Annotated in this window: 18 protein-coding genes; 9 read left to right on the plus strand and 9 right to left on the minus strand. The window is 73.6% G+C overall.

The annotated features are described in order from the left end of the window. Positions 1-29 precede the first annotated feature (29 nt). Complete coding sequence (locus ACFWGP_RS10620) at positions 30-905, plus strand: universal stress protein (protein ID WP_231428667.1); 876 nt, start codon at positions 30-32, stop codon at positions 903-905. 127 nt (positions 906-1,032) lie between these two features. Next, positions 1,033-2,553, plus strand: coding sequence for an APC family permease (locus ACFWGP_RS10625; protein ID WP_275506783.1), 1,521 nt, complete (start codon positions 1,033-1,035; stop codon positions 2,551-2,553). A gap of 85 nt (positions 2,554-2,638) precedes the next feature. Here the strand turns inward: ACFWGP_RS10625 and ACFWGP_RS10630 are convergent, their stop codons facing one another. Further along, a complete protein-coding gene (locus ACFWGP_RS10630) occupies positions 2,639-4,276 on the minus strand; it encodes an amidohydrolase (RefSeq protein WP_376930884.1) in 1,638 nt (545 codons plus the stop codon). Beyond that, a complete protein-coding gene (locus ACFWGP_RS10635; RefSeq protein ID WP_376930885.1) occupies positions 4,273-5,568 on the minus strand; it encodes an MFS transporter in 1,296 nt (431 codons plus the stop codon). The genes ACFWGP_RS10630 and ACFWGP_RS10635 overlap by 4 nt, the downstream gene beginning before the upstream one ends. A 195-nt stretch (positions 5,569-5,763) precedes the next feature. Here ACFWGP_RS10635 and ACFWGP_RS10640 point away from each other — a divergent pair, with 195 nt between their 5' ends. From ACFWGP_RS10640 to ACFWGP_RS10660, 5 genes are all read left to right on the plus strand, one after another. Beyond that, positions 5,764-6,378 (plus strand): TetR/AcrR family transcriptional regulator, encoded by a 615-nt coding sequence (locus ACFWGP_RS10640; RefSeq protein WP_231432179.1) that lies wholly within the window; start codon positions 5,764-5,766, stop codon positions 6,376-6,378. 41 nt (positions 6,379-6,419) lie between these two features. Continuing rightward, the gene (locus ACFWGP_RS10645) at positions 6,420-6,866 is read left to right on the plus strand and encodes a MaoC family dehydratase N-terminal domain-containing protein (protein WP_231432178.1); all 447 of its coding nucleotides are present in this window, start codon (positions 6,420-6,422) and stop codon (positions 6,864-6,866) included. Continuing rightward, positions 6,866-7,291 carry a MaoC family dehydratase gene (locus tag ACFWGP_RS10650; protein WP_376930886.1) on the plus strand — a complete coding sequence of 142 codons (426 nt, stop codon included), beginning with the start codon at positions 6,866-6,868 and terminating at the stop codon, positions 7,289-7,291. The genes ACFWGP_RS10645 and ACFWGP_RS10650 overlap by 1 nt, the downstream gene beginning before the upstream one ends. A gap of 1 nt (position 7,292) precedes the next feature. Next, complete coding sequence (locus tag ACFWGP_RS10655; protein ID WP_376930887.1) at positions 7,293-8,540, plus strand: UDP-N-acetylmuramate dehydrogenase; 1,248 nt, start codon at positions 7,293-7,295, stop codon at positions 8,538-8,540. 209 nt (positions 8,541-8,749) lie between these two features. After that, the gene (locus ACFWGP_RS10660; RefSeq protein ID WP_231432175.1) at positions 8,750-9,118 is read left to right on the plus strand and encodes a hypothetical protein; all 369 of its coding nucleotides are present in this window, start codon (positions 8,750-8,752) and stop codon (positions 9,116-9,118) included. A gap of 30 nt (positions 9,119-9,148) precedes the next feature. Here ACFWGP_RS10660 and ACFWGP_RS10665 read toward each other — a convergent pair whose 3' ends face one another. Together ACFWGP_RS10665 and ACFWGP_RS10670 are read right to left on the minus strand one after the other, a co-directional pair. Beyond that, positions 9,149-9,625, minus strand: a complete 477-nt coding sequence (locus ACFWGP_RS10665) for a hypothetical protein (RefSeq protein ID WP_231432174.1) — start codon at positions 9,623-9,625, stop codon at positions 9,149-9,151. Continuing rightward, entirely contained in the window at positions 9,622-11,301 is a 1,680-nt protein-coding gene (locus ACFWGP_RS10670; protein ID WP_376930888.1) for a PspC domain-containing protein, read from the minus strand. The genes ACFWGP_RS10665 and ACFWGP_RS10670 overlap by 4 nt, the downstream gene beginning before the upstream one ends. Before the next feature lie 203 nt (positions 11,302-11,504). Between ACFWGP_RS10670 and ACFWGP_RS10675 the strand changes: the two genes are divergently transcribed. Together ACFWGP_RS10675 and ACFWGP_RS10680 are read left to right on the plus strand one after the other, a co-directional pair. After that, positions 11,505-12,704, plus strand: coding sequence for a PspC domain-containing protein (locus ACFWGP_RS10675; protein ID WP_376930889.1), 1,200 nt, complete (start codon positions 11,505-11,507; stop codon positions 12,702-12,704). Continuing rightward, a complete protein-coding gene (locus ACFWGP_RS10680; protein ID WP_231432171.1) occupies positions 12,697-13,365 on the plus strand; it encodes a response regulator transcription factor in 669 nt (222 codons plus the stop codon). Before ACFWGP_RS10675 ends, ACFWGP_RS10680 begins: the two co-directional genes overlap by 8 nt. A gap of 28 nt (positions 13,366-13,393) precedes the next feature. On the opposite strand, the gene ACFWGP_RS10685 is transcribed toward ACFWGP_RS10680, so the two are convergent. The 5 genes from ACFWGP_RS10685 to ACFWGP_RS10705 form a co-directional block, all read right to left on the minus strand. Continuing rightward, a complete protein-coding gene (locus ACFWGP_RS10685) occupies positions 13,394-14,992 on the minus strand; it encodes a phosphatase PAP2 family protein (RefSeq protein WP_376930890.1) in 1,599 nt (532 codons plus the stop codon). 66 nt (positions 14,993-15,058) lie between these two features. After that, complete coding sequence (locus tag ACFWGP_RS10690; protein ID WP_231432168.1) at positions 15,059-15,703, minus strand: response regulator transcription factor; 645 nt, start codon at positions 15,701-15,703, stop codon at positions 15,059-15,061. Next, positions 15,700-16,884 carry a sensor histidine kinase gene (locus ACFWGP_RS10695; protein ID WP_376930891.1) on the minus strand — a complete coding sequence of 395 codons (1,185 nt, stop codon included), beginning with the start codon at positions 16,882-16,884 and terminating at the stop codon, positions 15,700-15,702. The genes ACFWGP_RS10690 and ACFWGP_RS10695 overlap by 4 nt, the downstream gene beginning before the upstream one ends. Before the next feature lie 49 nt (positions 16,885-16,933). Beyond that, complete coding sequence (locus tag ACFWGP_RS10700) at positions 16,934-17,761, minus strand: ABC transporter permease (RefSeq protein WP_231432166.1); 828 nt, start codon at positions 17,759-17,761, stop codon at positions 16,934-16,936. Continuing rightward, positions 17,758-18,705, minus strand: a complete 948-nt coding sequence (locus ACFWGP_RS10705; RefSeq protein ID WP_376930892.1) for an ABC transporter ATP-binding protein — start codon at positions 18,703-18,705, stop codon at positions 17,758-17,760. Before ACFWGP_RS10705 ends, ACFWGP_RS10700 begins: the two co-directional genes overlap by 4 nt. Positions 18,706-18,759 lie beyond the last annotated feature (54 nt).

Genomic DNA, 18,759 nt, shown 5'->3' on the forward strand with positions numbered 1-18,759 from the left:
AGTGCAGCAACACTGAAGCGGAGACCCGCATGACCGAATCCCTGCGCATCGTCGTCGGCTACACGGCCGACGACTCGGGCGCCGACGCGCTCGCGCTCGGCGCACGCATCGCCGCGGCGACCGAGGCGTTCCTCGAGGTCGTCATGGTGCTACCGATCGAGGCCCGCGGCGGCGTCGTGCCCCGCGACCCCGGGTACGAGCGCCACGTCAAGGAGCGGTCGCAGGGCTGGCTCGCCGAGGCGAGTGCGCGGCTCGGCGACGACATCGCCCAGTCGCTGCACATCCGCTACGCGGACTCGTTCGCCGAGGGCCTGCTCGCCGCGGCGCACGAGTTCGGCGCGGCGCTCATCGTCGTCGGGGCCGCGCGCGGGGGCCTCCTCGGCCGCTCGCGCATCGGCTCGGTCGCGAGCGCCCTGCTGCACTCGTCGGACGTGCCCGTCGCGCTCGCACCCTCGGGCTCGCGCGAGGTCGCGACCGCCCAGGGCATCACCCGCATCACCGCCGCGATCGGTCTGCGCGCCGGGGCGAGCGCCGTGCTCGAGGCATCCGTTCGCCTGGGCCGTGCCGCGCACGCGCCGCTGCGCCTCGTGTCGCTCGTGCCGATCGACCTGCCCTCGGGCATGGACGAGGAGCTCGCCGACCTCACGTCGACCGCCCACGCCGAGGAGGTGCTGCTCGCCGCGAAGCGGGCGCTGCCCGCCGGCGTCGACGCGACCGTCTCGACCGCGACGGGCTCGAGCATCGAGGAGTCGGTGCGCGCGCTCGAGTGGCACGCCGGCGAGATCGTGCTCGTCGGATCGAGCCGGCTCGCGACCCCGAGCCGCCTCTTCCTCGGGTCGACCGGCTCGAAGATGCTCCGCGAACTGCCGGTGCCGATGATCGTCGTGCCGCGCCCCACCGACTGAGAGACCCCGTATGTCGCAACACCAACAGCACGAGCGTGCAGCGCAGGCGGCCACGCCCGCACACGCGAGCACCCACCCGCACGAGCACCACACCGAACCGCACGCGCCGCTCACGACCGCGAGCGCGATGGTCGACGGCACCGACCCGGGCCTCACGAAGAAGGGCCTGTCGGCCGGCTCGGTGGGCCTCATCGGCGCGATCGTCATCGGCATCTCGTGCATCGCCCCGGCGTACACGCTGACCGGCGCGCTCGGTCCGACCGTCGCCGAGGTCGGCACGCAGCTGCCCGCGATCTTCCTGCTCGGGTTCATCCCGATGCTGCTCGTCGCGTTCGGCTACCGGGAGCTCAACAGCGCGATGCCCGACTCGGGCACCTCGTTCACCTGGGCGACCCGGGCCTTCGGGCCGTGGCTCGGCTGGATGGGCGGCTGGGGCCTCATCGCCGCGACGGTGGTGGTGCTCTCGAACCTCGCGGGCATCGCGGTCGAGTTCTTCTACCTCGCGGTCTCGCAGGTGGTCGGCTTCTTCGGCGGGGACGCCGCGGCGGTCGCCGACCTCGTCGGCAACCCGTTCGTCAACGTCGCGACCTGCCTCGTGTTCATCCTCGGCGCCACGCTCATCTCGTACCGCGACATGCAGACGACGCAGAAGGTGCAGTACTGGCTCGTCGGCTTCCAGCTGCTCGTGATGATCGCCTTCGGCGTCGCCGCGTTCTGGCATGTCGCGAACGGCACCGCGTTCGATGCGACCCCGGTCGAGCTCAGCTGGTTCAACCCGTTCGAGGTCGGGTCGTTCTCGGCCGTCGTCGCGGGCCTCTCGGTCTCGCTGTTCGTGTTCTGGGGCTGGGATGTCACGCTCACGATGAACGAGGAGACGAAGGGCTCGCGAACGACGCCGGGCAAGGCGGCGACCCTCACGGTCTCGATCGTCGTGGCGATCTACCTCTTCGTGGCGATGGGCGCGCTCGCGTTCGCCGGTGTCGGCACCTCGGGCGTCGGCCTCGGCAACGAGGAGATCCAGGAGAACGCGTTCTTCTACCTCGCGGGGCCCGTCCTCGGCCCGCTCGCGATCTTCATGTCGATCGCCGTGCTGTCGAGCTCGGCGGCCTCGCTGCAGTCGACCTTCGTTTCGCCCGCGCGCACGCTGCTCGCGATGGGCCACTACGGCGCACTGCCGCAGAAGTTCGCGACCGTCAGCCCCCGCTTCTTCACACCCGGCTACGCGACCGTGGTCGCGGCGATCGTCGCGGCGGTGTTCTACACGATCATGCGGTTCGTCAGCGACGAGGTGCTGTGGGACACGATCCAGACGCTCGGCATGATGATCTGCTTCTACTACGGCATCACGGCGTTCGCGTGCGTGTGGTTCTTCCGCAGGACGCTCTTCGCGAGTGCGCGCAACGTGTTCTTCCGGCTGATCGCCCCGCTCGTCGGCGGCACGATCCTCGCGGTGCTCTTCTTCACGACGCTCATCGACAGCATGGACCCGGCCTACGGCTCGGGCTCGAACATCTTCGGCCTCGGCCTCGTGTTCGTGCTCGGCATGGTGATCCTGCTGTCGGGCGTCGTCGTCATGTTCTGGCAGCGCTGGAAGCGCCCGGCCTACTTCCGCGGCGAGACGCTCTCGCGCGCGGTCGCGGAGGACTGACTCGACTCGCCCTCGAGCCGGTTCCTCCGAGCGCACGACGAGGCCGCACCCTGCGACACCAGGGTGCGGCCTCGTTCTGTTCGCCCTACGCCTCGTAGGCGGTGCGGCCGGCGACGACGGTGCGGATGACTCGGGCGTCGAGCAGCGCGGGCGCGCCGGCCTCGAACGGGTCGAGGTCGAGCACGGCGAAGTCGGCGGCGAGCCCTGCGGCGAGCCGGCCGCGTTCGTCCTCCTCGCGGATCGACGCGGCGGCGTCGCGCGTCGCGTGGCCGAGGGCCTCGGCGAGCGGCAGGGCGCACTCGGGCGCGTACGCGGGCAGCGACGGGTCGAGCGCCGACTTGCGGGTCGTCGCGATGTAGAGGTTCGGCAGCGCGAGGTGCGGCGCGGTCGGCGCGTCGGTCGAGAACGCGAGCAGGGCGCCCGCGTCGCGGTACTCGGGCCACGCGAAGCCGCGGTCGACGCGGTCGTCGCCGAGGCGGGCCATCCAGTTGTCCATGATCGACGGGTCGCAGTGCACGGGCTGCATCGATGCGGTGACGCCGAGCCGCGCCATCCGCTCGGCCGTGCCGGGCGCCGCGTACTCGAGGTGCTCGACGCGGTGCCGGCGCGGGCGGTCGCCGGGCCGGTCGCCGTTGACCTCGATCGCGTGCTCGATCGCGTCGAGCGCCGACGAGCTCGCGGCATCCCCGATGGCGTGCAGTGCGACCTGCAGGCCCGCGGCGTCGGCCGCGGCGACCACGGGGGCCATCTGCTCGTAGGGCCAGATCGGGTCGGCGTTCGATCCGTCGGCGTACGGCGACTGCATGGCGGCCGTGCAGGCGTCGATCACGCCGTCGGTGATGAGCTTGATGCCGGCGATGCGGAGCCACGGGGTGCCGCCGCCCTGCGCGAGCTCGACGGCGCGGGCGACCTGCGCGAGGTTCTCGGCGTCGTCGCCCGTGTTGTCGATGAGCCAGTACCCGACGAGGTGGAACGGCAGCCCGCCGCGGCGGGCGACGACGCGTTCGAACGACGCGAGCTCGCGCTCCCCGAACGCCATGTCGGCCGCTCCGGTGACGCCCGTCGCGAGGTAGGCGTCGAGCGCGCGCTCGACGGCGTCGTCGCGGTCGGCGTCGGTGGCGACCTCGGCGAGGTGGGCCCAGACGTAGTACTGCGAGGCGGTCTCGTACAGCATGCCGTCGGGCTCGCCGTCGGCGTCGCGGCCGATGCGGCCGCCGAGCGGATCGGGCGTGTTCCGCGTGATGCCGAGCTCGGCGAGGGCGGCCGAGTTGACCCAGGTCGAGTGCAGGTCGTTCGCGTCGAGGTAGACGGGCACGTCGGCGACGACCTCGTCGATCATCTGCCGGGTGGGCGAGCCGCCCGGTACCGAGTCGAACAGCCACGAGACGCCGAGCAGGCGAGGGGCGTCGGGCACGGAATCCCGTGCAGCGCGCAGCCGCGCCTGGATCTCGCCGAGGTCGCGGGCGTCGCGCAGCTGCACTCGGCCGAGGGCGTCGCCGAGCATGTGGAGGTGGGTGTGCACGTCGAGGAAGCCGGGCACGACGAGCCGGCCGCCGAGATCCTGCACCTCGGCGTCGGGGCCCGCCGCCGAGGCCGCTGCGGCGGCATCCCCGACGAAGGCGAGCGACTCGCCGTCGACGACGAGCGCCTCGGCCCACTCGGCCCCGTCGCCGGGGCGGTTCGCGGTGAAGATGCGGGCATTGGTGACGAGCGTGCGACTCACGCGGTGACCTCCTGGGTCTGGGCGGATGCCTCGGGCGACGCGCCGGCCGGCGGGCCGGCCTCTGCGCGCTGGAGGCGGGTGGACAGGCGGGCGACGGCGACCGCCGGAACCGCGAGCACGAAGCTCGCGACGCCGAGTGCGACGACGAAGCCCTGGTAGCCGAGCGCCTCGACGAGCGCGGCCCCGATGACCGGGGTCAGGCTCGAGCCGACGAGGTAGACGGCGAGCAGGGGTCCCGACCACCGGCCGTCGGCGTCGAGCGCGGCCGAGGTCGAGACGAAGTACATGAAGGCGAGGGCGTAGACCGTGTTCCAGGCGATGAACACGACGATGAAGCTCGTCTCGTCGGTCGTGAAGCCCTCCACGATCTTCAGGATGCCACCGAGTGCGAGCAGGATGCCGAGCGGGAGCGCGCGTCCGAAGCGGTCGCCGACGATCATGAGCATCACCGACCCGACGAGCCCGCCCGCGGTCGCGCCGCTGAGTGCGAGGCCGAGACCGGCGTCGGTGAGCCCGGCCTGCTCGGCGCCCATGACGCCGGCCATCGCCCAGAGCGAGTCCTCGCTCGCCGCCCAGAGCGCGAACGTCACGAGCAGCACGAACCCGGCGATCGTGACGAGGCGCGTCGTCGCGGGGCTCCGCTCGGGCAGGGCGCGCACGACGCCGGTCGGCGGCACCTCGACGGGCACCGCCTCGGCGACCGCGGCGCCGGCCTGCGGCGCGTGCACGGGCGCGGCGGGCAGCCAGCCGCTCACCGCGAGTGCGGCGAGGCTGAAGAGCGCGAGCGCGCCGAACACGTCGATCGGGGCGAGCCCGACGAGCGGGAGGACGAGGAGCACGATCGTGATGACGCCGCGGTTCGCGAGGCCGTTGAAGCCCGCGACCCGGTCGGGGTTGCGGAAGGCCGCGACGGCCGCGCCCGCCGCGGCGACCGCGCCGCCGGCGCCGGCGCCGCCGACGAGCAGTCCGCCGACGACGACGCCGGGCTCGGGCACGAGCGCCGCTGCACCGAAGCCGACGACGCCCAGCACGAGCCCGGCGCGGGCGACGAGCAGCCGGCGCGGTCCGGCGCAGAGCGGCGCCGCAGCGAGGCCGACGATCGCGGTCGCCAGCAGGGCGCCCGTGACGATCCAGCTCGCGGTGAGCACGTCGGCGTCGAGCGCGGACTGCAGCGCCGTGATCATGTAGGGCGAGAGGTTGACGCCGAGGTAGCCGGCGATGGCGATCGCGAAGGTCGCGGTCGCGGTGGGCGGGCGCAGCGGAACGCGTGCGCTGAGGTCGGAGTGCGACATCGGGGCTCCGGTGGGGGGTCGGGGCACTTCGGCGTGCCGGGATGACGCGGCCGGGGGCAGCCGCTTAAATGAATGGTGTTCGTTTATTATGCACGGGGCGGCCCGATCCGCAACCCTCGGCCCGAGGCATCCGCGTAGGCTGACCTGATTGCCCGATGACGTCCGATCACGGACGACCGACCCGAGGAGGAGCGCATGGCGAGGCCCAAGGTGCCGCTCCTGTCGGCCGACCGCATCGCCGATGCGGCGATCGACCTCGTCGACTCGGGCGCCCCGTTCGGGGTCAACGCGCTCGCCCGCAGCCTCGGGGTGACGCCGTCGTCGCTGTACAACCACGTCGACGGGCGCGACGGCATCATCGAGCTCATGCGCGGTCGGCTCGGCCGCCGCTACCTGCTCGAGACGCCGGGCGGCACCTGGGACGAGGTCGTCGTCGCCACGATGCAGCGCATGCGACGGCTCTACGCCGAGCACCCGGCGATCGTGCCGCTGCTCGTCGGCAAGACGATCACCGACGACACCGTCATCGCGGGCTACGACTCGCTCGCGACGGCGCTCGTCGAGGGCGGATTCCCCGACGACGAGGTGCTGCCGGTCGTCGCCGTGCTCGACTCGTTCGCCCTCGGCTTCGGGCTCGACTACGCCTCGCCCGACGACATCTGGCAGCCCGGCGTGCCGACGAAGAGCCTCGGCCGACTCATCGCCTCGGCCGAACGCGGCGACGCGCGCTCCGACCGGGTCTTCGAGCTCGGCCTCGAGCTCCTGCTCGACGCCCTGCGCCTGCGGCTGGCCCGCCTGCGCGACGACTGACGCCGCCGAGCCCGACCGCGCACGCCGAATAGACTGACGGGGTGTCTGTGAACCCCGAGCTGCAGGGGCGGGTCTTCCCGCCCACCGAGCCGTACCTCGTCGGTCGTGAGAAGGTGCGCGAGTTCGCCCGCGCCGTGTTCGCGACGAACCCGATCAACCTCGACCCCGAGGCTGCGCGCGCCGCGGGCCACGCCGACGTGGTCGCCCCGCCGACCTTCGCCGTCGTCGTGCAGGAGCACACCCTCGCCCAGCTGCTCGCCGACCCCGACGCGGGCATCGACTTCTCGCGGGTCGTGCACGGCGACCAGCGCTTCACGTCGACCCGCGCCATCGTCGCGGGCGACCTGCTCACCGCGACCCTCACCGTCTCGAGCGTGAAGACGCTCGGCGCCCACTCGATGGTCACGGCCGAGTCGGTCATCACCGACGAAGGCGGCGCGCACGTCGTCACCGCGATCTCGACGCTCGTCATCCGAGGAGAAGACTGATGCCGACCCCCGACCTCGCGTCCCTCGCCGTCGGCGACGTCGTCGCCGAGCGGACCTTCGACCTCACGCGCGACTCGCTCGTGCGCTACGCCGGCGCCTCGGGCGACTTCAACCCGATCCACTACCGCGACGACGTCGCCGCGTCGGTCGGCCTGCCGGGCGTGCTCGCGCACGGCATGCTGACCATGGGCCTCGCCGTGCAGCCGGTCGTCGACTGGGTCGGCGACCCCGCCCGCGTCGTCGACTACCAGGTGCGCTTCACGCGCCCCGTCGTCGTCGACCCCGATCACGGCGCCGCCGTGTCGGTGGTCGCGAAGGTCGGGCAGCTCGACGCCGAGGCATCCGCTGCTCGCATCGATCTCACCGTGACGTACGACGGCGCGACGGTGCTCGGCAAGGCCCAGGTCCGCGTCGCGCTCGGCTGACATGACCGACGCCCCCCGCTTCTCCGAGCTCACGACCCTGCAGGTCGGCGGGCCGATCGCCCGCCTCGTCACCGCGACGACCCAGCGCGACCTCGTCGACCTCGCGCGCGAAGCCTGGCAGTCGGATGACCCGTGGCTCGCGCTCGGCGGCGGATCGAACCTGCTCGTCGGCGACGGCGGGTTCGAGGGCACGGTCATCCGCGTCGCGACGCGCGGCATCGAGGTGCTGCCGACCGGTCGGTCGAGGCTCGGGTCGAGGAGCGACGAAGGGGCGTATATAGACCACCCGCCCGCCGAGGGATCGGTGCGCCTGCGCGTGCAGGCCGGCGAGACGTGGGACGACCTCGTCGCGTGGACGGTCGAGCAGGGCTACTCGGGCATCGAGGCGCTGTCCGGCATCCCCGGCTCGGTCGGGGCGGCGCCCGTGCAGAACATCGGCGCCTACGGCCAGGAGCTCGAGGCCGTGCTCGTCGCGATCGAGTTCCTCGACGAGGGCGCCGACGCCCCGCGCCGCATGGCGGCCGACGAGCTCGAGCTCGGCTACCGCACCTCCGTGCTGAAGCAGGGCCTTCGCGGCATCGTCGTCTCGGTCGAGCTCGACCTGCACGACACGTCGGCCGAGCACGCGGTGCTCGGCGAGTCGATCGGGCAGCCCATCGCATACGCCCAGCTCGCCGGCGCGCTCGGCGTGCAGCTCGGCGACCGCGTGCCGATCGCGCGAGTGCGCGAGACGGTGCTCGCGCTGCGCGCGTCGAAGGGCATGGTGCTCGACCCCGACGACGCCGACTCGGTGAGCGCGGGCTCGTTCTTCACCAACCCGATCGTGACCGAGCGGGTGGCACGCACGATGCCCGCCGCCGCCCCGCGCTGGTACGTCGAGCCCGACGAGCCCGACGAGGTGACGCCGCTGTCGACGCTCGCCTCGGGCACCCCGCTCGACGCGTTCCTCGAGCTGCAGGCCTCGCTCGAGGCATCCGAGGTCGAGAACCCGGCGGAGGCCTCGGTGCCGGGCCCGCTCGTGAAGCTCTCGGCGGCGTGGCTGATCGAGCAGGCGGGCATCCGGCGAGGCTTCGCGCTGCCGGGCTCGCGCGCGGCGATCTCGTCGAAGCACACGCTCGCGCTCACGAACCGCGGGGGAGCGAGCGCCGAGGAGCTCGTGCAGCTCGCGCGCTTCGTGCAGCAGCGGGTGCAGGCCGAGTTCGGCATCGTGCTGCACCCCGAGCCGGTGCTCGTCGGCGTCGAGCTGTAGCCGGGTTGCGGGCATCGACGAACCCGGAGTCCGCCGCGTGGTCGAGCAGCCGGCTGTGCGCGTTCGGCGACGTTCACGCAATGTAGGAAGAATCGCCCGACACGCCGCCGACCGCTCCGCGACGCGCCGTGCAAGCGGAGGAACTTCCTACATTCCGCGCGCCGGATCGTACTGGGCCGGTGACAGCTCGCCGCGCTAGGGTCGGACGGGTGAACCGCCCCGACCTCATCGAACACCGCCGCCCCGACGGCGAGCTCGTCGGCTGGCTGCGCCCCGAGGGCGAGGGCTTCGTGCCGGTCGACCTGCTCGGCCGCGAGCTCGGCGACTCGGTCGACTGGCTCACGGGCGAGGAGCAGCTCGAAGCGCGCGGTCTGGCCTATCTCGCCGACCCGTACGTGCTGCTGCTCGGCGACGGCACCGAGCTGCGGGTGCGCATCACCGAGGTGAGCGCCGACCGCATCGTCGTGAAGAAGGACGACTTCGGCGCGATCGACGTGCCGCTCATGCGGTTCGAGCTCGGGTGGCCGATGCCGCCCGAGCTCACGCCGCTCGGCGATCGCGAGCTGCCCGCCTGGTGAGGGGGCGGAACGGGCGGATGCCTCGGCGCGTCACCCGCGGGCGGCTCGGCGCCTGCGCTCGCCGCGCCGGATGAGCCCGACCCCTCCGAAGAGCGCGACGATGACGCCGACCACGAGCAGGCCGTAGAGCGGCAGCAGCCCGAGCGGGATCGACTCGAGCCAGGCGAGCGCGTCGTCGCGGTGCTGCAGATTCGAGAGCACCCAGAGGGTGAGCCCGGCGACGGAGCCGAAGATCAACGCCCAGACGAGTGCGCCCCAGCGGATGGTCGGACGCGGTGCGGTCGCGGCGGCCGCCGGCGCCGTCGGAGCGGCGGCGGGCCGGTCGTCGTCGCCCGGCCCGGCGATCGGGGTGAGCACCTCGGTGGGTGCGGGCGGCTCGAGGCCGGTGGCCGGCTCCCTCCGGGCCACCTCGGTGTCGAGCAGCTCGGCCTCGACGACCTCGGTGTCGATGGCGGGCGCACCGGCACGCTCGGGCAGCGCGCCGACGTTCTCGTCGTTCCCGGTCATTCCTGTCCCTCCCAGACGTTGACCTCCACGTAGCCGGAGGTCTGCCGCAGCACGAGGCGCGCATCGGCGTCATCGCTCTCCGATCGGGTGATCCCCTCGGAGGTGATCGTGTAGACCCGCGAGTCGGAGTCGGTGAGCTCCTCGGCGCTCCCGTAGCCGTCGGCATCGTAGGTGAAGACGGTGACGTCGCCGGCGTCGGTCGCGTCGAGCACGATCGACGTGTGCGGGTCGATCGTCACATAGGCGTTCCCGAGGACCTGGGTCAAGGTGACGGTCTGGGCCTCGTCCGGATAGCCGTCGTACGCACCGATCGAGATCCACGCGTCGCCGACCGGCTGCACGAGCTGCTGCGGGTATCCGAGCGACACGCTCGCGCTGGGGGCGAGCAGCGTGCCGAACGGGGCCATCGCCGATGAGCTGGTGGCGATCAGCATCGCGACGACGCTCACCGAGGCGAGCGTCGCGAGCGCGCCGCTGCGTCGCCGCCAGAGGGCGGCCACGATCATGGCCGCCGAGAGCACGAGGGTCGCCGTGGCGAAGGCGATCGCGACGGCGTACTGCGCCGCATCTGGAACGCCGAGCGCCCAGATCGCGGCGCCCGCGCCGGCGACGAGCGCGAGGCCGAGCATCGTGAACACGAACGCCGCGCTCGCCCGCGGGCGCGCCGCACGCCGTGCCTCACGTGCCGCCGCCGCGGCGGCCTGGAACTCGAGCGCCCGCGCCCGCGTCTCCTCGGCGGCCTGCTGGCGCGCGGCGCGCTGGGCCTCCGCCTGGCCGGCCTTCCATTCGGCGTGCGACTCGCGCCACGCCTCATGCTGGGCGCGCCACTCGGCGATCGTCGCCGCGTCGGCGCCCTCGGCGGGCACCGGCGGTTCACCGGCGGGCGCCGGGGATGCCGTGGCGGAAGCCGGAGCCGGGGACACCGGGGTCGAAGCCAGGGCGGTGAACGCGGCGGCGCCGGTCGCGCCGGTCGCGCCGGCGGACCCCGCGGCACTCGCCGCGCCGTCCGGTTCGGGTGATGGATACCCCGGGCCGGCGACGGGCGCGGAAGCCTCGCGCGACGCGCCGCCGGCCGGGGCGTTCTGGGAGGCCCGGCGAACGAGCCAGATGACGAGGACGACGATCGCAGCTGCGATCATGAGGCCCCAGATCGTGCGGAACACTCCGCCGAGGTCGATGCCGGCCCACGAGTACGCCGGCCACTCGGGCCACCAGCGCCAGCCGAGCCATCCGCCCTGCACGAGCGGGATGAAGCCGATGACGCCCATCACCGCGATGCCCACGACGGCGGGGTCGACGATTCCGCGGGTGAGCCGCTCGAAGTGGATCTCGCCCTCGGTGTCGGGCAGCAGCAGCCACGCGACGGCGTAGACGAGCACGAACGGGGCGCCGAGCACGGCGATCACGACCACGATGCCGCGAACGACGATCGGGTCGATGCCGAGCCTCGCGCCGACGCCGGCGCACACGCCGCCGAGCCATCCGGCCCGACGCGGCACGCCGAGCCGGCGGAGCCAGGCGTAGAAGCCCGGCCCCGCAGCCCGATCGGCGGGGTCGCCGCCGTGCGCATCTCTCGAAGGGTCAGGAGCCGAACCGACCGCCCCGTCGGCGTGCGGGCCGGCGGCCGCGCTCCGACCCGTCGAGTCCGCCGCCCCCGCAGCGTTCTCCGGGCCCATCGCGTCCTCCGGCACTGGGCCGGACCCGGATGTCTCCGAGTCCGCCTCAGGGGCGGTCTGATTCGTCTCCATGGCTTCGATGCTGGCAGTCGGCCGGGGGCGCCCGCCATGGGGTGGATCCCTGATTCGACCCTGAGCCGGTCCCTCGGCCCGTGGCCGAGGCATCCTCGTCTGGTTTGATGGCTGGCATGGAGACGCCCCGGATGACCCGCCCGCGCGCCTGCGCGGCGACCGGGGTCGCGGCGGGGCTCGCGGCGCACCTCGGCTGGCCCGTGGCCCTCGTGCGCGCCGCGTTCGTCGTGACGAGCTTCGCATGGGGCGCGGGGCTGCTGCTCTACCTCTGGCTGTGGGCGCTGACCCCGTGGGACGAGGGCGACGCCCGGCCGACCCGCCGCGCGCCCGTCGCATGGCTGCTCGTGGTCGCGTCGACGGTGGTGCTCGTCGCGGTCTGGACGCAGAGCGGCCAGTGGTACTTCACCGCGGCGGCGAGCTGGTGGCAGTGGTACGCCGCCACCTACGTCGGCATCGGGCTCGCGGTCGCGGCGTCGGCGTGGGCAACCCTCATCGATCGTCCCGACCCGGCACGCGGCCCCCGCCACGAACTCGTCATCCGCAGCATCGCCACGGTCGTGCTCGCCGCGACCGCGCTCGAGCTGGTCTTCGTGGTGAACCCCGAGGCGAACGGACGCATGAGCACCGTCGCCGTCTTCGTCGCGGCGCTCGCCGCCGTGCTCGGCATCCTGCTCGTCTACGTGCCGACGCTCATCGCCAAGTGGCGCGAGCTCACCGACGAGCGCACCAAGCGCATCCGCGAGGAGCAGCGCAGCGAGATCGCCGCGCACCTCCACGACTCGGTGCTGCAGACCCTCGCACTCATCCAGAACCGGGCCGGCGCGACGAGCGAGGTCGCCCGAATCGCCCGTGCGCAGGAGCGGGAGCTGCGCGACTGGCTGTTCGCCGGCGACGCGCCGGCCGACAGCGACCTCGGCACCGACCTGCGCGGGTTCGCCGCCGACCTCGAGATCGACTTCCCCGTGACCGTCGACGTCGTGGTGGTCGGCGAGCAGCGCGAGCGGGCGAGCGGCGAGCTCGCCGCGGCCGCGCGCGAGGCGATGCTCAACGCTGCCCGGCACGCCGGCGGCGAGATCTCGGTCTACGTCGAGTCGACGCCCGCGGCCGTCGAGGTGTTCGTTCGCGACCGCGGACCGGGGTTCGCGCTCGCCGAGGTGCCGGACGACCGGCTCGGCGTGCGGCAGTCGATCATCGGGCGCATGCGCCGGGCGGGCGGCTCGGCGACGGTCGTCCCGGGTGCGGGCGGCGTCGGCACCGAGGTGCGACTGCGGTTCCCCGGCGAACGCGGCTTCCCGGGCGAGCGCAACGGAGCGGAGGCGCTGCATGGCTGAACGGGTGCGGGTCGTCGTGGTCGACGACCACTCGATCTTCAGGTCGGGCCTGAAGGCCGACCTCGACGACAGCGTCGAGGTCGTGGGCGAGGCCCACGACGTCGAGAGCGCCGTCGCGATCGTCACGGATGCCGCGCCCGAGGTGGTGCTCCTCGACGTTCACCTACCCGGAACCGCCGTGCCGGCGGGGTCCACCGGCGGTGCCGAGGTGATCCGGCGGTCGGCGCCCGCGGTGCCGGGCACGCGGTTCCTCGCGCTCTCGGTCTCCGACAAGGCCGAGGACGTGGTCGGCGTGATCCGCGCGGGCGCGCGGGGCTACATCACGAAGGGCTCGTCGGGCGCCGACGTGAGCCGTGCCGTGCACGCCGTCGCGAGCGGCGATGCCGTGTTCTCGCCGAAGCTCGCGGGGTTCGTGCTCGACGCCTTCGGCGCAGCCGTCGGCGAGACGGCGCAGGCGAGCGACGAGCTCGACCGGCTGTCGGCGCGCGAGCAGGAGGTCATGCGCCTCATCGCCCGCGGCTACGCCTACAAGGAGGTGGCGGCCGAGCTCTACATCTCGACGAAGACCGTCGAGACCCACGTCTCGGCCGTGCTGCGCAAGCTGCAGCTCTCGAGCCGGCACGAGCTCACCGCCTGGGCGAACGCCCGCCGCCTGCTCTGAGGCCGCCGCCTGCGCCGAGCAGCCGGCGTCAGCTCTCGTGCGCGCGGCCGGGGCGGTAGACGTCGAGCGCCTCCGGGACGATCCGTACCGTCGTGCGGTAGCCTGGCGCGGCGGTGCGGGCGGATGCGTCGGCAGTCGCCTCGATCGCGACCTCCCCGTCGTGCGCGAAGCCCGGCGGCTGTCCGTGGCGGGGCCGCACGAGCACGTCGATCGACTCGGTCGTGTACGACTCGAAGCGCTTCGGCAGCAGCCGCATTCGCCGGAGCACCGCGCTCGTGCGCCGGCCGAAGGCGAGCGTGCCCGCTGCACGGAACCGCGAGCCCGCGTGCAGGACGCGCACGTCGAGCACGCCGCCGTCGAGCCTGCTCCGGCGCATCGGCGCGGGTATGCCCGGGTCGTTCGGCCCGACGCCGATGTAGAGGCTCCAGACGCGGGCGCGACGGGCGCCGACGACGACGTTCACGGGGGCGGAACGGCGCAGCACCCGGTTCGCCGCGATGACCGCGGCGAGCCACTTGCCGAACCGGTGCTCGCGGCGCTCGCGCTCGGCGACGAAGTCCGGGTAGAGCCCGACCGACGCGGTGTTCAGCACCGTGATCGGCGGGCCGCCCGCGAAGCTGAGCTCGGCGACATCGGCGCGCACCCCTTCGCCGCGCTGCAGGCCGTCGACGGCGAGGTCGACCGTGGCGGCGCCGGCGGCCCGCGCGAAGTGGTTGAAGGTGCCGCCCGGCACGACGAGGAGCGGCACGCCCGCGGCCCGCGCCTCGTGGGCCACCGCCGCGACCGAGCCGTCGCCGCCGCAGACGCCGAGGATTCGCGGCGGCTCGGCGCGGGCGAGTGCCCTGCGGGCGGCGGCGCCGGGATCGTCGCCGGCGGCGTCCTCGAGCACGTGCAGCTCGGCGCGCGGCAGCCGGCGCTCGAGCACGCGCACGGGATCGCTCCGGAGCACGCTCGTCCCCGACGACCGGTTGACCACGATGAAGACGCCCTCGCCGTCGGGAGACGCGGGAAGACGGCGGTCGGTGCCGCTCGCGGCGGTCGACTCGCCTGCCGCCCGGCGATGCGGGTGCACGACGACCGCGCCGAGCCCGCCGACGGCGGCACCGAGGGCGAGCCCGCCGACGACGTCGGAGAGCCAGTGCGCCCCGGTGTGGAGACGCGAGTAGCCGACGCCGAGGGCGGCCGGAGCCAGCGCGGCGCCGAGTCGGGGCGACTCGATCGCGACGCCGGTGACGAACGCCGCGGCGCTCGCCGAATGCCCCGACGGGAACGAGGGGGTGATCGGCGGCTTCGGCAGTCGCCGGGCGATCGGCACGTCCGCGAGCAGCGGCCGGTCGCCGCCGAACACGCGTTTCGCGATCACGTTCGTGAGCGCGCTCGCGACGAGCAGTGATCCGAGCCCGCGCGCGGCGATCCGCCGTCGCCCGGTCACGGCCAGCACGCCGGCGATCGTCCACCACAGCACGCCGCGGTCGGCGAAGCCGGAGACGCGCGACCAGAAGCGGTCGACGAGCGGGTGAGTGCGGCGGGCGTTCACGCGACGCGTCGCCGAAGCATCCGCTCGCCGCACCCAGGCGGGCAGAATCCTCGTGCGCTGCACGGCGACCCGCACGTCGCGAACTCCCACGCCGTCATCGTAGGCGCGGGCGGCCGTACCGTCGACCGGTTGCGAATCGTCGTGCGGGCGGGTTCGCTACAGCAGCCCGAGCTCCATCGCGCGCGTGACCGCGCGCGTGCGGTCGTTGACCTCGAGCTTCTCGAACACGTGCAGCAGGTGGGTCTTCACGGTCGCCTCGCCGATGAAGAGCTCTGCGGCGATCTCGGGATTCGACCGGCCCGCCGCGACGAGCCGCAGCACCTCCAGTTCGCGCGGCGACGGCGCGGGCGACGGCGGGGCGGCCGACGCCGCGGCCTCGGCCCGCACCCGCGACACGAGCTTCGCAGCGATCGACGGGGCGAGCACGGTCTCGCCGCCTGCGACCGCCGTGATGCCGGCCACGATCTCGTCCTGCGGCGCAGCCTTCAGCAGGTAACCGCCGGCGCCCGCCTCGATCGCGGCGAGGATGTGCTCGTCGGTCTCGTACGTCGTCAGCACGAGCACGCGCGTGCCCGGCACCGTCGCGACGATCTCGGCCGTCGCGGCCGCGCCGTCGATGCCCGGCATGCGCAGGTCCATGAGCACGAGATCGGGATGCCGCGACCGGGCCAGCTCGATCGCCTCGGCGCCGTTCGCCGCCTCGCCGACGACTTCGATGCCCGCCGCCGTGTCGAGGAGCCCGACGATGCCGGCGCGCACGATGGGGTGGTCGTCGGCGACGACGACGCGGATCGGGTTCATGCGGTCTCCTTCCTGGGCACCGTGACGCGCAGCAGCGAGCCGCCGCCGTTCGCGGGGCCGAACTCCAGGGTGCCGCCGACGAGCGCCGCCCGGTCGCGCAGGCCCGCGAGCCCGAAGCCGGCCGGGGCCGGCGACGACGCGCCCGGGGCGGCGGGCGACGGTCCCGCCCCGTCGTCGCGCACGGTCAGCACGACCTCGTGCGCTCCGCGGTCGGCGACCGTGATCGCCACCCGGCTCGCACCGGCGTGCTTGCGCACGTTGGCGAGCCCCTCCTGGGCGCTCCGCAGCAGCACGACCTCGAGTTCGCGGTCGAGCCCTGAGGCATCCGCGTCGACGGCGACCCGCACGCCCGTCTCGCGTTCGAACGCGGCGCCGAGCCGGCCGAGGGCGGCGGTGAGGCCGCCGTCGGCCGAGACCGGTGCGAGCGTCGCGACGAGCCCTCGCGCCTCGGTGAGGGCCTCGCGCGCCATCTGCTCGATGAGCTCGATGTCGGCGCGGGCGGCGGCGGTGCCCTGCGATGCGTCGTCCGACCCGTCGAGCCGGTTGCCCGCGCGCTGCGCGACCATGACGAGCCCGGTGAGGCTCTGCGCGATCGTGTCGTGGATCTCGCGGGCGAGCCGGGCGCGTTCGTCGTTGACGCCGGCGTCGCGGTGCAGCGCGGCGAGCTGGCCCTGCGCCGACTGCAGCTCCACGAGCAGCCGGGCCCGCTCCTCGCCGATCGCGGCGATGTGGGTGATCCAGAGCCCGAGCGCGAGGCTGAACCCGAGCGAGAGCCCGGCGACTGCGACGCCCGCGACGACCCCGCCCCACCCGAAGTGCACGACGTAGCCGACGAGCAGTGCGATGGCGAGCCCGACGTTGGCGACGATCGCGCGCCGGGTCGACGGTGCGGTGACCCAGAGGAACGGGTACGCGAAGGCCTGCAGGATCGAGGCGCCCGGGTCGAACGCGACGCCGACGCCGACGACGGCCGAGAGCACGATCGTGATGACGACGTGCTGCGTCGGATCCTCGTGGTCGAGGCGGCCGCGCAGGTAGGCGAAGTAGACGACGAGGAAGACCCCCGCGACCGCCCACGCCCCGTAGTCGGGCGGGCCGTACGGCGGATCGGTCAGGCCGAACAGCACGGTGACGACCGCGACCGCGATCGCCGCGGCATCCCACCACCGGCGGTTCAGCATGCCGCCATGCTCTCACGCACCGGTCGTGGGCGACGCGTACGCTGCGACGTCACGCATCGCGGCGGATCCAGCGGAACGTCAGCCGGCTGAGCACGAGCCCGACCACGAGCCAGATGCCGAGCGCCACCGCGACCCAGCCGAGGTCCCAGGCGCCGTGCTGCTCGAGCGCGGCGAACTCCTCGGGCAGGAACGCGGCGCGCATGCCCTGCGCCATCCACTTCAGCGGGAAGAGGCTCGCGACGTTCTGCATCCACTCGGGCAGCTGGTTGAACGAGAGGTAGACGCCCGAGATGAACTGCAGCACGAGCACGATCGGGATGACGACGGCCGTCGCCGACCGGCCGCTGCGCGGCACCGACGACAGGGCGATGCCGAGCAGCGCCGAGGCCGTGAGGCCGAGCACGAACACCCACGCGAACGTGAACCACTGCGCGGGGTCGGTCGGCAGGGCGATGCCGAACACGGTCGCCGCGGCGACGAGCATGAGCCCGGCCTGCAGCGCGCCCGTGACGAACACCTGCCCGATCTTGCCGAGGAAGTACGAGACGGGCGACAGCGGGGTGCCGCCCAGCCGCTTGAGCGTGCCGTCGCCCTTCTCGGTCGCGATGTCGACGGCGAGGTTCTGCAGGCCCGACAGCAGCAGGCCCGCGGCGAGCATGCCGGGCAGGTAGAACGCGCCGACGCTGATCTGCGAGCCCACGGGCCCGACGTCGCCCGACGCGCTGAACGCCGTCGTGAAGATGCCGAGCATGATGAGCGGGAACAGGAACGTGAAGAACACCGTGTCGAGCGAGCGGAAGTAGCCCCGCGTCTCGTACGCGACGCGCGAGCCGCCGACGCGGGCGATGCCGATCGGGCGGGTGGTGACGGTGGTCATGCCAGTGCCTCCTCGGGCGCGGTCTCGGTCGCCGGGCCGGCCGCGCCGTCGGCGTCGGCCGCGTCGGCGTCGCCGACGAGGTCGAGGTAGATGTCCTCCAGGCTCGGGCGGATGACCTCGAGCTCCCTGGGCTCGCCGCCGAGTTCTGCGACGAGGGAGGCCACGAGCCGGGCCGGCGCGTCGGTGCGCGTCTCCCGGACGAGCCCCCGGGCGTCGCGCCACCGCACGATCGGCACCCGGGCGGCCTCGCCGCCGAGCACGTCGATGGGGGCGACGTCGACGAGCCGGCCGCCGATGATGACCCCGGCCCGGTCGCCGAGCTGCGCCGCCTCGTCGAGGTAGTGCGTCGTGAGCACGATCGTCGTGCCCTCGGCCTTGAGCCCGCGGACGAGCCCCCAGAACTCGCGCCTCGCCGCCGGATCGAAGCCCGTCGTCGGTTCGTCGAGGAAGAGCAGCTCGGGGCGGCCGACGATGCCGAGCGCCACGTCGACCCGCCTGCGCTGGCCGCCCGAGAGCTTCTGCAGGCGCGTGCCGGCCTGGGCCTCGAGCCCGACCGCCGCGATCACCTCGTCGACGTCGCGCGGGTTCGGGTAGTACCCGGCGAACTGACGCAGCTGTTCGCGCACGGTGTACTGGCCGGTCTCGCCGCTCGACTGCAGCACGATGCCGAGCCGCGCCTTCCAGTCGAGGCCGCCGCGGGCCGGATCGACGCCGAGCACCGACACCTCGCCCGCCGTGCGCGAGCGGTACCCCTCGAGGATCTCGACCGTGGTCGACTTGCCCGCCCCGTTCGGGCCGAGCAGTGCGAAGGTCTCGCCGTGGCCGATGTCGAGGTCGATGCCGTCGACGGCGGCCCGGTCGCCGTACTGCTTCCGCAGGCCGCGCACCCGTACCGCGATGTCCGGGGTGCCTCCGCTCGAGGCATCCGTTCGTGTGTTCACCATGCTTCGAGCGTGGCCCGGATCGGGAGCGGGCGGCAGCGTCCGGCCGTTCGATTG

The sequence above is a fragment of the Agromyces sp. NPDC127015 genome (assembly GCF_042725165.1).
GTDB classification, from domain to species: domain Bacteria; phylum Actinomycetota; class Actinomycetes; order Actinomycetales; family Microbacteriaceae; genus Agromyces; species Agromyces chromiiresistens.